This window comes from Streptomyces sp. NPDC060035 (assembly GCF_042736635.1).
Lineage (GTDB): Bacteria > Actinomycetota > Actinomycetes > Streptomycetales > Streptomycetaceae > Streptomyces.
Genome location: NZ_JBHWVO010000017.1, coordinates 30,734 through 44,268, shown reverse-complemented (window position 1 = coordinate 44,268; position 13,535 = coordinate 30,734). Strand labels below are relative to the sequence as shown.

The window sequence follows — 13,535 nt, the reverse complement described above, 5'->3', positions numbered from 1 at the left end:
GGTTCGCTCATGAGGGGCTGTGCCGCCGGATGAACGCCTCGACCAGCCGCTCCTCGGCGGCGGTGGAGGGCTGAATGATCTCCACCTGGTCGTCTCCCATGATCACCGTGATCGAAGTGACGCCGCCGTTCCTCTCTGCCCCGCCCGACCCGTTCCCCGAAGGGGTGTTGCGCTCCCCGGTCAGCCAGCCCCGGATCGTGTCGATGATCAGGACCAGGGTTCCGGCCGAGGTCACCACGAGGGTGGCCACCTCGACGACACCGCCCGAGCGCCGATCGGGCGCGGGCCGTGCGGCGTAGACAGGTACGACCCCTTCGGCCCCGTTCTCGAACAGCTTCCGGCCCAGAGCGGCACTCGCATCCGCTCGTACATCCCCGTTGAGGACCAGTTCGCAAGCGAACCTTCCGTCGGGCTTCCGCTCCACCACGTAGGACCTCCGTCTTCTGCCCATAACCCTATGACGCACCGTCGCTGTACGGGAGTTCTTCGGCCACATGCGCGGAGGCGGTACGGCGCACGGCCTGGAGCAGCTTGGCGATGCAGGACATCGGTCGCCGAGTGCACGAAGCCCGCCGCGAGTTGGCAGCCGATGGCATCACTCTTCTCTCCGGAGAGGATGCACGTCGTACAGACATCGCGCGCAGTCCTGCACTCCCGTACCGAACCCGGGCGAGTACGTCACCAGCGGTCGTACGGGGCCGGCGGCGGTGCAGGGCCGCCGGTCGGGCCGGCGTCGACATCCCGGTCCGGCGTCCGGAGGAGGCCGTCTGCGCACAGTGCGGGGGCGAGGCCTTCCCCGAGTCGGCGTTCAGCGGTTTCGAAGGACAGCCCGCCGCGAGACCAGCGCCTCGCCGTCATCCCAGCGCGTGACCGTCGCGATGTTCTCCCTCCGCGTGCTCGCTCACTTCTGGCCGAGCTTGATGTGCTCGGTCAGGTTGCCGACCTCGCTGCCGAGTTTCCGCACGGGGTCGGCGAACGAGACCAGGGCGGACTCGATGTCGACCGCTGCGGCCGTGTGATGCTCCATGACGGCTGCGTGCTCCAGCCGTGCCCACACGGCGGCTTCGGTTACCAGCGCGTCGCGCTGAGGACTGGCAACCGGGTGCTGGGATGCCTGGGTAAGCAGTTCGCGGGCCTTCTGGCCAGGAGTATTGACGTTCACGGACCGAATCTTTACAGCGGAGACGGGGCGACGGGCGGTTTCGGCTCCGGGACACCCGGACCGGGCGCGGCACGCAGACGAGATCGCCGGAGCGGTAACGATCCTGCGATCTCCCTCGCCCGGCCGGGGCGCGTCCCAGCTGGCTACGGCGCGGCGGGGATGCCCGGGCGGACGATCTCGGCACAGTGCCGCTCAGCCGCCGGTTCGCAGCGCGTGGAGCAGCATCGGCAGCGAGGAGTTGCAACTCAGGCTGCCCGTACGCCCAGCCGTGGGTGCCCGATCCGTAGAAGTGGGTGGTCACGTGCTTCGCACCCTTGCGTTCGAGCTCGAACGCAAGGGACTGGTTCTGCCTGTTGAGCCGCCTCGAGCGCACTCTTCCACCCGGCGGGTCGAAGGGGCCCGTGGTGCCGTCACCGTACGACAGGTCGACGGGGATCGCGACAGGACTCGGTCCCGCCCGGCTCCCCTCCTACGGCCCGCGCGCTTCCGTCGACCACAGCCCGTGACCGGTCGACTCGTCGCCGATGCTCATGTGAACCACTGCGACAGGGCTCGGCCGCCCGCTCGGAGGTAATACTGATCGTGACAGTCGCCTCGCCGCGAACCGGCTCCAGAGGCGGGCCGGGCCGGTGGGGACGTACCTTTGTCGATGTCTCCGAGGGGAGCCGTTCATGACTACGGCGAAAGACCTGTTCATCATCGCCATGGACCCGACGCCGGAGCACGCCGTGGGACAGGGTGACCTGTCGCTCGCACTCGCGGGAGCCGAGCTGATCGATCTCCTCGGCGCGGGGGCCGTCACCGTGGACGGGGACCGCATCGTGCCGGGCGGGCCGCCGATATCGGACGACCGGCTCCTCAGCGAGGCTGCGGCACGGGTCACCCGGCAACCGCCCTACGAGCGGATCGAGGACTGGCTGTGGCGCCGGGGGCGAGACCTCTCGGCCGCGTACCAGGCCGTCCTGGAGGAGGACGGCGAGCTGACGCGGAAGCGAAGCGGCCGGTTGCCCTTCGGCTCGGAACACGTGGAACCGGTCGACACGCCCAGCCGCCGCCGGGCAGCCGACCGCTGGGAGAAGAAGGAACCCGTCCTGGCCGCCCTCGCCTCCGTGGTGGGCATCGACGGCGGACGATCCGACGACGAGCCCGGCCTCGGCGACGAGGCGGTGACGACCGTGGTGGCCGCCGTACACGACGCGGTGATGGAGCTGGAGGCCGTACGCCAGAGGCGGGCCATCGAGAACGCGGCCTTCGCCAACCTCTGGCGCGGACCGTGAGTCAGGTCCGCTGGCGAGGCCGACGGCAGGGGTGAGGGATCGCCCGGCCGTCGGGCGGCGCCCATGGCGCGTCCATGCACCGGCTCCGGTCGGGGTCCCGCCAACACCCGCTCCCGCCTCGGCCACAGACACCGCCCGAACAGCCGGAGCAGCCCCCGATCGGATCGCCTGCGCGCTCCCTCGGGCGAGCACCGTGAAGATCTGCAACCATGTGCTCGACATCGCGCCCGCCGCCGGAACGCAGCGGCAGCACTCCGGTACGGCGGGCCGGACGGAGAGCTGCCAGATCGGCGTCTTACCCGCCTATGCGTCCGACAAGGGACGCGCCGGCCCCGCTCTCGTCGACGGGGACTCGATCGCCTCCCTCACTCTGGAACGCAGGACGGGCGAGGATGGCGCGGAACCCTGCTTCCGGCTCGGCGCCGTCGGCAACGGACCGTGCGGCCACGCGCTCGCGGAGCGGCTGTGTGTCCAGATCCCGGCGTGGGGGCGGCGGCCGAACCGCGGCACCGGTGATCAGCCGTACCCCGCGGGCACTCCGGACTACGAACTCACCGACGGCTACGTCGTTGAGAGGCGGTCCGCCCGCATGGTGATCTCCTACTGACCCGGGTCCTCAGGTCACCCTGAAGCCCCTGCTCCAGGCAGGGGCGGACTGCCTGCGCACGCAACAGACGAAACCGCCCGTGCGCACTTCGGAGGTGCGCACAAGCGGTTACCGCCTGCGGGGCACTCCACGCCCCGGCGAGCGGGCCGTGGTCACAGACCCCGAGGGCCGTCACCCGCCGCCGTGGACTCGGCCAGCTTCTGGAACTCGCCCAGGTCGTAGTTGGCCAGTGCCGAGTCGAGGTTGGTCAGGGCACCCAGGTGCTCCACGAATCCGCTGGGTTCGTACTCGATCTGCAGGGCGACCCGGCTGGAGGTGTCGTCGAGCCGGTGGAAGGTGACCACGCCTGCGTGATGCACACCCTCGATCGTCTTCCAGGCGATCCGGTCCTGCGGGACGACCTCGGTGAGCTCCGCGACGAAGCTCTTGTCGGCGCCCGGCAGGGACAACTGCCAGGAGAATCGGCGCTCGTCCATCGGATCGACCCGTCGCACATGGCTCAGAAACTTCGGCCACTGCGTCACATCGCTCCACAGAGCCCAGGTGACGCTGACCGGCGCCTTGATGTCGACGGTTTCGACGAGGGAGGAGGACATGAGGAAACAACCCCTTCTTTCGCTCGGTTACGCCTTGCGCTGCCGCCTACCCGATAGTCGGCAGCACACGCATGCCCCTCCGCCCCTCGATCGCACCGGCCGACGCCCGGCCGCACTCACAGTCGGGAGACCCCGGTGACGGATGGTGCGCACCATCGAGGGCGCGGCCGCCTGGCGTCCCGTGCTCGCACAACCGCCACCATGCAGGGAGGGAGTCGACAACGCGGGTGGCGCTGCCTTTGAGCGCCCGAACGTGCGACCCGTCCGCCGCGAACCGGCCTTCGCAGTCTCCACCCGAGGGCGACACCCGCCCGCCACCGGGATGGGTCCATACCTGCGGCAGTGTCGGCCCCGCCGTCCTCACAGATGTGTCCGCTCGGGCGTGATCAGATGCGCACTGCGGCCTGGAAGCTGCCGATGGTGTTCATCGATTCGTAGCGGACGTAAGCGCCTGGGTACGGGGCGTGCAGCACGGTGTTGTTGCCTGCGTAGAGGCCCACGTGCGTGGTGTTGCTGAAGAAGACCAGGTCGCCCGGCTTCAACTGGCTGCGCGCGATGCGGGTGCCCTCGTTTATCTGGGTGTATGTGGTGCGGGTGATCTGGGCACCGGCCTGGGCGTAGGCCCACTGGGTCAGGCCTGAGCAGTCGAAGGAGTCGGGGCCCGTGGCAGTGCGGACATACGGCTTGCCCACCCGCGTGTCGGCGGCCTGGAGGGCGGCGGCGCCGAGTGCGGATGCGGGGACCTCGTGGCCGAGGTCGACCCGGTCGCCGGCGGCACGGCTGACGCGCTGCTCGTCCTCGGACATCTTTGCGCGCTCGGCGGCTGTGAGTGTGTTGAGCAGTTTCTGGGCGTCGGCGAGCTTGCCCTGGAACTTCTTCTTGCTCTTGCCGAGCGTCTCGCGGACATCAGCGAGATCGTTGAGCTTGCCCTGCGCCTCCTTGCGCTGCTGCGCGAGGGTGCGCTGCTTCGCCTGGACCTTCTGCAGCGACTCGGCCTGCTTGGCCGTCAGCTGATCGAGCGCGGAGGCCTGATCGAGGAATCTGTCCGGGTCCGAGGAGAGCAGCAGCTGGACCGAGGGGTCGAGACCACCGGAGCGGTACTGCGCGGTGGCGAGCGAACCGAGCTCCCGACGCAGGGTGTTGAGCTCGTCCTGCCCGCGGGCGACCTTGTCCTGGAGCGCCTCGGCCTGCTTCTTGAGCTTGTCCTGCTGCTCTTTGGCCCCGTTGTACTTCTCGGTGGCGGCCTCGGCCTCGTGGTAGAGCTTGTCGACCTTGGCCTTGACCTCGCTCTTGGTCGGCTTGGGGTCGGCGTGTGCGGCCTGGGAGGTCAAGGCCACTGCTGCTGCTGCGGTCGCGGTGAGCACGGTCACGCGGGTGCGGCTCGGCTGCTTGGGACGACGGTGGGACGCCATGAAGGCGAGCTCCTTCTTCCTCGAGCCGCCTACCGGGCTGTGGGGACTGGATCCCCGGCTCCGTGCACGTCACGGACTCGGCGGTTCCTTCGCTGCCACCCCGGATGGGTGATCAATCGTGCGAAGGTTCGAGGCCTGACTCTAGTAACCGTCTCGTGATCTACGCAATCTTCACAGGAAAGACGCCGACACCGAGCTCGTGATCGCAGCGACCCGCCCGGTGCCTGACACCACCGTGGACGCCAAGGCATGGCGGGACTCTGTACTGGCGACGATCTGGGAAGACGTGACATTGTTCGGTGACGGCGCCCAAGTCCGTGTCCTATGCGGTGAGTCGGGCGAGAGGCTTGTAGCAGCAGAGGACTGCGGCGAGTCCGAGAAAGGCCAGGCAGTTGCGGGGGTGGCGTTCGTGTCGATGGTTGATTCTGCGGTAGCCGGTCAGCCAGGACATCGTGCGTTCGATGACCCGTCGGCGGCATCTCAACCGTCCAGTGGACTCGACTCCTTCGCGGGCAATACGCACCCCGATGTGCTTGCCCCAAAGCCATTTCTCAGGTGGGGGACGTCGTATGCCTTGTCTGCGTGGAGGCGTTGGGGCTTGAAGCGGCGACCTCGGTAAAGGTCGTGTCTCGTTCGGTGGCCCCGGATCACGGGCTTCAGCACTTGGCTGTCGTGGGTGTTCGCTGGAAACTTCCTGATAGGCGGCCCTTCGTCCCGAGACTCCGATCTCACGGGATCGACGCCTCCATCGCCTGAGCCCTGGCTTCCACGGGAACGACCATGATGCGGCCGTCTGCCAACTCGTACACGCACCCGAGGTCACCCGAGCGCACAGCCCGGCGGGCACAAACCTGTCGCGGGTGCCATGTTTCCGACGTGCACCAGCGGTAACCGGGAGGGTGGGCGGCGCCTCGTCCCCGTGCCGTCAGACCCGTGCACTTCTGGGCCGACCCCCGAAGAGAACGAGGAGGAGAACGCCATGCCGGCAGGATCCAGCCCCAAGCGTGAGCGCCAGTACGAGCACGTCAAGGAGAGCGCCGAGAAGCGCGGCACGTCCGAAAAGCGCGCGAAGGAGATCGCCGCCCGCACCGTCAACAAGGAGCGTGCCCGCTCGGGGGAGGCGAAGACGGCGAGCAAGACGTCGACACGCGACCCGAAGTCGGCCTCGCAGCGTGGCGGTGAGCGCTCGCACAAGGGTGCGCAGGGCCGTACCAAGGACCAGCTGTACGAAGAGGCCAAGAAGAAGAACATCGAGGGCCGCTCGACCATGAACAAGGAACAGCTCCTCAAGGCCGTCGGCCGCTGAGCTGCCGCAGTACGGCGCCCGCAGGCCGTTTCCGTCCTTGCGGGCGGGCCGGGGGCGCCTTCCTGCGTGTTCGTCCCGCACATGCGAGGCGATCTTCGGCTCGAAAGCTCGGCAACCAGGCCGGAGAACCACTCAGAGTGCGCGCAGGGCGGGCAGGAGCTTCTCCTTCGCCCAGCGGATGAAGGGCTGCTGGTGCGCACCGCCGATCTGGACGAGTGCGACCTCGGTGAACCCTGCCTCGGTACAGGTGCGCACCGCTGCGACGAACTCCTCGACGTCGTCGCCGCACGGGACGGACTGCGCGACGTCCTCGGGCCGGACGTACTGAGTGGCTTGGTCGAAGGCGGCCGGGCCCGGTAGTTCGGAATTCATCTTCCACCCGCCGACCGACCAGCGGAACTGATCGTGCGCCCGCTCGACCGCCGCGTCCCGGTCGGGGTCGTAGCAGACCGGAAGCTGACCGACCCGTGGCTTTCCGGCACCGCCGTGCCGGTCGAAGCCCCTCAGCAGTTCCGGCTTGGGCTCCGCGGCGACGACAAGATCCGCCAGGCGGCCGCGATTGCGCACGACCGCCCGTAGGAGACGAGTTTCCGATCTTGCGCTGCCGAAACGCACGTTCAGATCAATGGCCCAGTGACCAGGTAACCGGTCCGTCGACGGAACAGACGAGTCCTCGGGCGGACCGGGCCGAGCCGTGTCATCGACCGGAGACGGAGAAGAGGGCACCCTCGGCGTCACAGATCACGAACGTGGTCTTCGAGGAATCACCGGGCGAAGGTACGGATGTCGCTTCGCCGCCGTGAGCAACGGCGGCGGCCGCGGTCTGCTCACTGTCCGGTACGAAGAAGTCCACGATCCACCGTGTCCGGGCCCTGGGGTCCGGATCGGCATCGGTGGCTCCGCCTCGCAGAGTGGCCACGGTGCGCCCACCGACCTTGATGAGCACGTGGTCCTGTGCGTAGTCGACGGTACAGCTGCCGGACGGTCCGGCCGCCCAGTCGAAGACCTCTGCGTAGAAGATGGCCGCCTCGAAGGCGTGGCGGGTCTGCAGGTCCAACCGAGCCGGCGCCCCCTCCCCCGCCGACCAGGCCGGAGTCGATCCCTCCCAGAAGCCGAACGTGGCCCCCTCCCGGTCGGCTGCGACCCCCGCGCGCCCGTCGCCCAACGGAATCGGGCCCACTGCGAGTGTGGCGCCGCGTTCCCTGACTCTGTCCGCTGTCCCGTCAGCACTGCTCACGGCGAAGTACGGAATCCAGACGGCAGAAGGGCCGTCGCCGCCCGGGCAACGCCCGATTCCGGCGACCGGTCTGCCGTGCGCGAGTGCGACCGAGAAGTCATTGCCGAGGCTGCTGGGGTGAAATTCCCAGTGCATGACCGCGGCGTAGAAGTCTTGAGCAGCGTGCAGATCCCGTGCCGCCAAATTCACCCAGCAGGGCGCCCCGCATACCGGCGTGATCCTCTCGAGGGCCGACATCCGACGCTCCTTCGCCCGGACTGAACGACGGCAGAGGCGGGCAATCCTGACTCGGCAGGGGCATGTCGCCCCCACCGCCCGATCTGGACAGCCGACAAGGCATTCCGGGGTGACCGCTCCGGAAACAACGATGCCCCCGTCCCCGCTGTCCCGCACCTCGGCGCGACGACGCTCACGTCCGATCCCCCACTGCCGCCGGATCCGGCTCAGCCGGATGCGCCGATGCGGGCGATGACGCTGGTTTCCAGGTGGGAGAGAAGATCTGCGGGAGTGCGGTAGATCTCCACCGCCCCGGCATGCTCGAGCTCCGCCCGGGGTATTCCGCCCGACAGGAGGCCCACAGCAACCACCGACGCTCCGGTCGCCGCTTTCATGTCCCACACGGAATCGCCGACATACACCGTCTCGTCGCTGCTTGCACCGGCGAGTTCCATCGCGTGCCGGATCGGCGCCGGAGCGGGTTTCCCCTCGTCGACGTCGTCGGCGCTCGCCGTGTCGGTGATGGCGTCGTCCGCGTCGAGTGCCCGCCTCAGGGCCGTGAGCTCGGAACCGGATGCGGACGTGGCCAGGACCACGGTCCAGCCCCGTGCGGACAGGGCGCGCAGAAGATCCGCCGCCCCTTCCGGAGGCGGTAGCCGTTCGACGTACGTGGCATACAGAGCCGAGTGCGCGGCGCCGATCCGCGCATCCTGCTCGCGGTCCCGCCCCGGCCCGAGAAGGTGCTCGACGAGGTCGGCGGAGCCGAGTCCGATGGCTCGGTGCACCGCAGTCATCGGCACCGTGTGGCCTGCCTGTCGAAACGCCTCCCACCACGAGGTCACGTGCAGGTAGTTGGTGTCCACAAGTGTTCCGTCCACATCGAACAGTGCAGCAGGCGCCATGGCCCTTCCTTCATGAGCAGCTGTCCGCAGAAGGTGTGCGGCACCGCGGCCGGCAGTCGGAATCGACCGCCTCGGCAGCACATACGCGGGCGCCCATGTGCCGTTCCATCATGCGAAGTGCGGCCCGTGCGAGGTCCGGATGAAGAGGAGAAACCCCCAATCGTAAGAGCTGTACGGCGGGTATGCGCATCAAGAAGCGGGCCGCCTTTGCGCGAGCGGGGTTTGGTCCGTTCAGCTGCAAGACGGAGGACTGAAGCCAGCGCTTGATGGGCCTCCTGCTCGAGTGAAGCCGAGAGCGCGGGGAAGTTGGTGAGTACAGGACAGGCAGCCCGGCGGTGGCGGCGGGCAGGACCGGGCTCGGGAGGCCACGATGGTGCGGACGGTGGGTGTCGAGGAGGAGCTGCTGCTCGTCGACGAACAGAGCGGTGAGCCCCGTGCGTTGTCGACGGCTGTGCTGGCCCTCGCGGAACGCCGTGCGGAGGGGGACTCGGTCTTCGAGCCGGAGCTCCATGACCAGCAAGTGGAGTTCGCCACCGAACCGCGCACCGACATGCGCGAACTCGCGGACGAGATCCTTCGCTGGCGGGCCGAGGCGGCGAAGAGTGCCGCACAGGCCGGGGCTGCCGTGGCGGCCCTTGCGACTGCGCCTCTGCCGGCCGGCCCCTCGATCGGCAGGGGTGAGAGGTACCGGTGGCTGGCCGAGAAATTCGGTCTGACCGCACAGGAGCAGCTGACCTGCGGATGCCACGTGCACGTTTCGGTGGGCTCGGACGAGGAGGGCATCGGTGTACTGGACCGCGTACGCCCCTGGCTGTCCGTGTTGCTCGCGCTGAGTGCCAATTCACCTTTCTGGCAGAGCCGCGACACCGCGTATGCCAGTTATCGGAGCAGGGTCTGGGGGCGCTGGCCGTCGGCCGGACCGGTCGAGATCTTCCGCTCCGCGGACCGCTACCACGAACAGGTCGAGGCACTCGTCGACACGGGAGTCCTGCGCGACAAGGGAATGATCTACTTCGACGCACGGCTCTCGCACCGGTACCCGACGGTCGAGGTCAGAGTGGCGGACGTGTGCCTGGATCCGGCCGACGCCGCGCTGCTCGCCACGCTCGTGCGCGGGCTGGTGGAGACAGCGGCACGCAGCTGGTCCGAAGGAGGGCCGCCCGACCCGGTCGGGGTAGGTGTTCTGCGTATGGCCGCCTGGCAAGCCGGCCGCTCAGGGCTGGAGGGGCAACTGCTCCATCCCCTGACCATGCGTCCCGAGCCCGCGTCCGATGTCGTGGGCGCCCTGCTCGCGCACGTCCGCGACGCCTTGGAGGACAGCGGCGACTTCGCATCGGCCGAGACCGCGCTCAAGAAGGTGCTGGAGCGCGGGACGGGGGCACGGACCCAGCGGGAGGCACTCGCCCGTACGGGCAGTCTCCGTGACACGGTGGCCGAGTGCGTGTCCAGGACGCACGGTTGACGCCGGAACTGCCTCGTCCCCCCCGCTGGGGGGTGGCCGACGGGGGGTGGGATGGTCGGTCCGGGCCGAAGCATCCACGAACATCTGGACGCGAAGGGATAGAGCGGTGTCAGAGGCCCGAGCCGCGGGCCCGTGCCGCATCATTGCCCAGCCCGACGTATCGCCCGTAACGCCCACAGCGCATACCGACAGAGCCGCAGCCAGAGGCCCTTGGCGGCAGGCTCCAGAATCGCCGGGGGCGGGCCGCCGCGGGATCACGGGCACGAGGCTGGTGGGGCGCTCGCGCCAACGTGACCTCGTGATGTCCGATCTCGCCGACGCGCCGAAAGACCCCGCGCCCAGCCGATCGCGCACCTGCTGTCGGAGCCTCTGAGCCGGGCCCCCGAGGCGTACGACTATGTGGTGATCCCGTCGGAGTCCTGTGCCGCAACAGTTCGGCAGCGCGACCCGGAGGAAAGATCCCGAGGTCACACCCGAACAGGTGGCGGGCAGGCCGTCTGGTTCAACGCCCGCTGTTGCGCAGACGGCCGATACCAGGACGGCACAGAAGCAGGTGGGGAGGCGCGGTCACAACCTACTCGGCGATCTCTGTGCGCTCCCACCACTCGTAGACCGGCAGCTTGCCCTTGGGGGTCTCCTGGTACCGGGATGCCGCCTTGAAATGTTCGTAACCGCCTCTGAAGGGAACCTTCACCTCGACCTCCGGAGGAGTGATCGCAATGATCCGCTCCGGCAGGTCGTCCGGGCCACCTTCGAGGACCGCGTGTGCGTTCATGCCCCAAGTCCTCCCACGGACTGCAGGCTTTCAATCCCCATGGGTTCGGCTCTCACCACGGGTGCGATGCGGCCCACGTCATGCCCCTCGACGGCTTCCGCGACGGCGAACGCAGGCTCGCCCACCCGCCGACCGGCTCCCCCGGCTCCCCCGGCTCCCCGGCGACCTGCTCATCGCCGACCGCGGTGATCGGTCGGCCGAGTCCGCCCACGCCTTCACCGAGACCGGCGCGAACCTGCTGGCCAGGCTCCGGTCGACCCACCTCGGCACCATCCAGGAGGAACTTCCGGACGGCTCATACCTGTCGATGGCGCGACCGGGCAAGGAAGCGCGGCTCCGCGCAGCACGGGAAGGGGGGCCCTGTCCCGGCACACCATCAGCCGCGTCATCGCCTTCGCGAAGGGCGACAAGGTCGCCGAGCTGGGCACAACTCTGCTGGACGCCGAGAAGTACCCGGCCGCCGAGCTGGTCGCGCTCTAAGAGCTGGCGATCGAGCTCGTCTTCGACGAGATCAAAACCACCTCGGCCCCGGCGCGCACTAGAGGTCCCGCACGCCGGAGAGCGTCCGGCAGGAACTGTGGGCCTAGCTTGCGGTTCACCATGCGATCCGCCGGTTCGGCGCTTGCCCGCCCAGCCGTGGACACCGACCGCGTCTCCTCACTGAATTGCGTTTCGCATCATCCGCCGTAGCATCCCTTCCCAGCTCGAGCGGCTACCGCCGGGCTCCGCCGCACTCCTGCCCTCAGCCGGCACCACCCCGCCACGGCCGCCGCGCCGTCTCGGCGGCGCGGGCGGCCGAAATCGGTGCTGTGTCGGTCCTCGCCGACCCACCTGACCCCCTCCCCGATGCTCGCCTCCCTCCTGCCGTCGGCATGCAGCCGAACTCGTTTCGGTCAGGACCGAACAAGACCGGTGCGGCGCACGTACTGGAGCTACGAGCAAGCCGGAACGGACCGATGCCCGATGAAGGATGGACGAGATGACCGCAACGACATCAAGCGGGCGGACTTGGCGGGGGCGCGGGAGCATTGCTCTGGTCGCCTGTGGTGCGCTGGCCGCCGGAGGGCTTGCAGCGGCCGGCGTGGGCATGCTGGAGGCGGAGACGGCGACAGCCTCGAGCCACCGGGAGGCACCCCTGATCTCCGGGCAGCCCCAGTTCGACAACACGGACGTGTACGCGTTCGTCAGCCCCGATCATCCCGACTCGACGACGCTGGTGGCGAACTGGCTGCCGTTCCAGGAGCCGGCCGGTGGCCCCAACTTCTACACGTTCGCCAACGACGCCCGCTACGACATCCACGTCGACAGCGACGGTGACGCCCAGGATGACCTGCTGTACCGGTTCACCTTCAAGGACCACCGCAAGAACGAGAGCACCTTCCTCTACAACACGGGTGCGGTGGAAGACCTGACCGATCCGGACCTCAACTTCACTCAGACATACGACATAGAGCTGCTGCGGTTGCAGCACGGGAAGCCTGCCTCGCGCCACCCGCTGGCGAAGGGGCTGCCGGTCGCGCCATCGAACGTCGGCAAGGCGTCGATGCCCAACTACCAGGCGCTGCGCGACCAGGCGGTGCAAAAAATCGCCGGCGGGCTCAAGGCCTTCGCCGGTCAGGCCGATGATCCGTTCTTCCTCGACCTGCGGGTCTTCGACCTCCTGTACGGCGGTGATCTGTCGGAGGTCGGCAACGACACGCTGAAGGGCTACAACGTCAACACGATCGCCCTTCAGGTACCGAACTCGTACATCCGGGAGTCCGCCGAGCAGCCGGTGGTCGGCATCTATGCGACGACGGAGCGTAAGAACGCCTACGGCGACTGGACGCGGGTGTCGCGGCTCGGCATGCCGCTGGTCAACGAGGTCGTCAATCCGGTCAAGGACAAGGACAGGTTCAACGCGTCGTCGCCCGAGAACGACGGCGACTTCCTGACGAACGTCACCGAACCCGAGCTGCCGAAACTCATCGAGGGGATCTACAAGATCAAGGCTCCGGCGGAGCCGCGCGACGATCTTGTCTCGGTGTTCCTGACCGGGGTGAAGGACCTCAACCAGCCTCCGGGCGTCAAGGCATCGGAGATGCTGCGCCTCAACACGTCCATCAAACCGGTCGCGGAGCCGAAGCGGCTGGGTGTGCTGGACGGCGACAACGCGGGCTTCCCCAACGGACGGCGTCTGACGGACGACGTGCTGGACATCGCGTTGCAGGTCGTCGAGGGCGAGCTCGTCGGTTCGAAGAACGACCTGGGCGACGCCGTCGACGCCAACGACAAGAAATTCGGAAACAGCTTTCCGTATGTGGCCCTGCCCACCGCCGGTTCAGACGTCACGGCGGCGGAGGTGGCCACGAAGACGAACGCCACAGGACTGACGGGCGGAATGTCCTCGATCACCGCATCGTGGGACGACGACACGGTGATGCTCGCCTCCGCGGGATCGGGGGCCGCGATGGTGCTGCTGGTCGGCCTCGGCACGGGGTGGTTGCGTTCCCGCCGTCGTACCGGACACCGGTCCTGGCTCGGCTGACCTCCAGCCGTCGGGCTGTCAGGTGCATCGGCGGCCCGACCTCTTACTGACGACGA

At 68.5% G+C, this 13,535-nt stretch carries 12 protein-coding genes and 2 pseudogenes; 5 read left to right on the top strand and 9 right to left on the bottom strand.

The genetic code is table 11. The annotated features are described in order from the left end of the window. Positions 1-7: 7 nt before the first annotated feature. Positions 8-427 carry a hypothetical protein gene (locus ACFWBQ_RS25150; protein WP_385495002.1) on the bottom strand — a complete coding sequence of 140 codons (420 nt, stop codon included), beginning with the start codon at positions 425-427 and terminating at the stop codon, positions 8-10. A gap of 474 nt (positions 428-901) precedes the next feature. Next, positions 902-1,162, bottom strand: coding sequence for a hypothetical protein (locus tag ACFWBQ_RS25145; RefSeq protein ID WP_385494997.1), 261 nt, complete (start codon positions 1,160-1,162; stop codon positions 902-904). Positions 1,163-1,833: 671 nt separating this feature from the next. On the opposite strand from ACFWBQ_RS25145, the gene ACFWBQ_RS25140 reads away from it, so the two are divergent. Next, a complete protein-coding gene (locus ACFWBQ_RS25140; RefSeq protein WP_385494989.1) occupies positions 1,834-2,439 on the top strand; it encodes a GPP34 family phosphoprotein in 606 nt (201 codons plus the stop codon). Positions 2,440-2,632: 193 nt separating this feature from the next. After that, positions 2,633-3,046, top strand: a complete 414-nt coding sequence (locus ACFWBQ_RS25135) for a hypothetical protein (RefSeq protein WP_385497048.1) — start codon at positions 2,633-2,635, stop codon at positions 3,044-3,046. 152 nt (positions 3,047-3,198) lie between these two features. On the opposite strand, the gene ACFWBQ_RS25130 is transcribed toward ACFWBQ_RS25135, so the two are convergent. The 3 genes and pseudogenes from ACFWBQ_RS25130 to ACFWBQ_RS25120 form a co-directional block, all read right to left on the bottom strand. Beyond that, positions 3,199-3,642, bottom strand: a complete 444-nt coding sequence (locus tag ACFWBQ_RS25130) for an SRPBCC family protein (protein WP_385494980.1) — start codon at positions 3,640-3,642, stop codon at positions 3,199-3,201. Between the two features lie 386 nt (positions 3,643-4,028). Beyond that, positions 4,029-5,054: an NlpC/P60 family protein gene (locus ACFWBQ_RS25125; RefSeq protein ID WP_385494973.1), complete on the bottom strand. Its 1,026-nt coding sequence runs from the start codon at positions 5,052-5,054 to the stop codon at positions 4,029-4,031. A gap of 322 nt (positions 5,055-5,376) precedes the next feature. Further along, positions 5,377-5,735, bottom strand: a pseudogene (locus tag ACFWBQ_RS25120) (transposase); the annotation flags it as partial. Between the two features lie 298 nt (positions 5,736-6,033). On the opposite strand from ACFWBQ_RS25120, the gene ACFWBQ_RS25115 reads away from it, so the two are divergent. Further along, on the top strand, positions 6,034-6,360 hold the full coding sequence (locus ACFWBQ_RS25115) for a plasmid stabilization protein (protein WP_385494966.1): 327 nt from the start codon (positions 6,034-6,036) through the stop codon (positions 6,358-6,360). Between the two features lie 132 nt (positions 6,361-6,492). Here the strand turns inward: ACFWBQ_RS25115 and ACFWBQ_RS25110 are convergent. The 3 genes and pseudogenes from ACFWBQ_RS25110 to ACFWBQ_RS25100 form a co-directional block, all read right to left on the bottom strand. Continuing rightward, positions 6,493-6,944, bottom strand: a pseudogene (locus ACFWBQ_RS25110) (LLM class F420-dependent oxidoreductase); the annotation flags it as partial. A 113-nt stretch (positions 6,945-7,057) separates the two neighbouring features. Next, positions 7,058-7,834, bottom strand: a complete 777-nt coding sequence (locus tag ACFWBQ_RS25105; protein WP_385494958.1) for a VOC family protein — start codon at positions 7,832-7,834, stop codon at positions 7,058-7,060. A 206-nt stretch (positions 7,835-8,040) separates the two neighbouring features. Continuing rightward, positions 8,041-8,715 carry an HAD family hydrolase gene (locus ACFWBQ_RS25100; protein ID WP_385494951.1) on the bottom strand — a complete coding sequence of 225 codons (675 nt, stop codon included), beginning with the start codon at positions 8,713-8,715 and terminating at the stop codon, positions 8,041-8,043. A 370-nt stretch (positions 8,716-9,085) separates the two neighbouring features. Here ACFWBQ_RS25100 and ACFWBQ_RS25095 point away from each other — a divergent pair, with 370 nt between their 5' ends. Then, positions 9,086-10,177 (top strand): glutamate--cysteine ligase, encoded by a 1,092-nt coding sequence (locus tag ACFWBQ_RS25095; protein WP_385494945.1) that lies wholly within the window; start codon positions 9,086-9,088, stop codon positions 10,175-10,177. 574 nt (positions 10,178-10,751) lie between these two features. On the opposite strand, the gene ACFWBQ_RS25090 is transcribed toward ACFWBQ_RS25095, so the two are convergent. Then, positions 10,752-10,952 (bottom strand): DUF5988 family protein, encoded by a 201-nt coding sequence (locus ACFWBQ_RS25090; RefSeq protein ID WP_385494938.1) that lies wholly within the window; start codon positions 10,950-10,952, stop codon positions 10,752-10,754. A gap of 979 nt (positions 10,953-11,931) precedes the next feature. Between ACFWBQ_RS25090 and ACFWBQ_RS25085 the strand changes: the two genes are divergently transcribed. After that, positions 11,932-13,479, top strand: a complete 1,548-nt coding sequence (locus ACFWBQ_RS25085; RefSeq protein WP_385494931.1) for a DUF4331 domain-containing protein — start codon at positions 11,932-11,934, stop codon at positions 13,477-13,479. Positions 13,480-13,535 lie beyond the last annotated feature (56 nt).

Excerpts from the sequence above, each read along its gene's own strand:
- ACFWBQ_RS25095 (WP_385494945.1), top strand. The coding sequence starts at position 9,086 with ATGGTGCGGACGGTGGGTGTCGAGGAGGAGCTGCTGCTCGTCGACGAA.
- ACFWBQ_RS25085 (WP_385494931.1), top strand. The coding sequence starts at position 11,932 with ATGACCGCAACGACATCAAGCGGGCGGACTTGGCGGGGGCGCGGGAGC.
- ACFWBQ_RS25115 (WP_385494966.1), top strand. The coding sequence starts at position 6,034 with ATGCCGGCAGGATCCAGCCCCAAGCGTGAGCGCCAGTACGAGCACGTC.
- ACFWBQ_RS25130 (WP_385494980.1), bottom strand. The coding sequence starts at position 3,642 with ATGTCCTCCTCCCTCGTCGAAACCGTCGACATCAAGGCGCCGGTCAGC.
- ACFWBQ_RS25125 (WP_385494973.1), bottom strand. The coding sequence starts at position 5,054 with ATGGCGTCCCACCGTCGTCCCAAGCAGCCGAGCCGCACCCGCGTGACC.
- ACFWBQ_RS25100 (WP_385494951.1), bottom strand. The coding sequence starts at position 8,715 with ATGGCGCCTGCTGCACTGTTCGATGTGGACGGAACACTTGTGGACACC.
- ACFWBQ_RS25140 (WP_385494989.1), top strand. The coding sequence starts at position 1,834 with ATGACTACGGCGAAAGACCTGTTCATCATCGCCATGGACCCGACGCCG.
- ACFWBQ_RS25105 (WP_385494958.1), bottom strand. The coding sequence starts at position 7,834 with ATGTCGGCCCTCGAGAGGATCACGCCGGTATGCGGGGCGCCCTGCTGG.
- ACFWBQ_RS25090 (WP_385494938.1), bottom strand. The coding sequence starts at position 10,952 with ATGAACGCACACGCGGTCCTCGAAGGTGGCCCGGACGACCTGCCGGAG.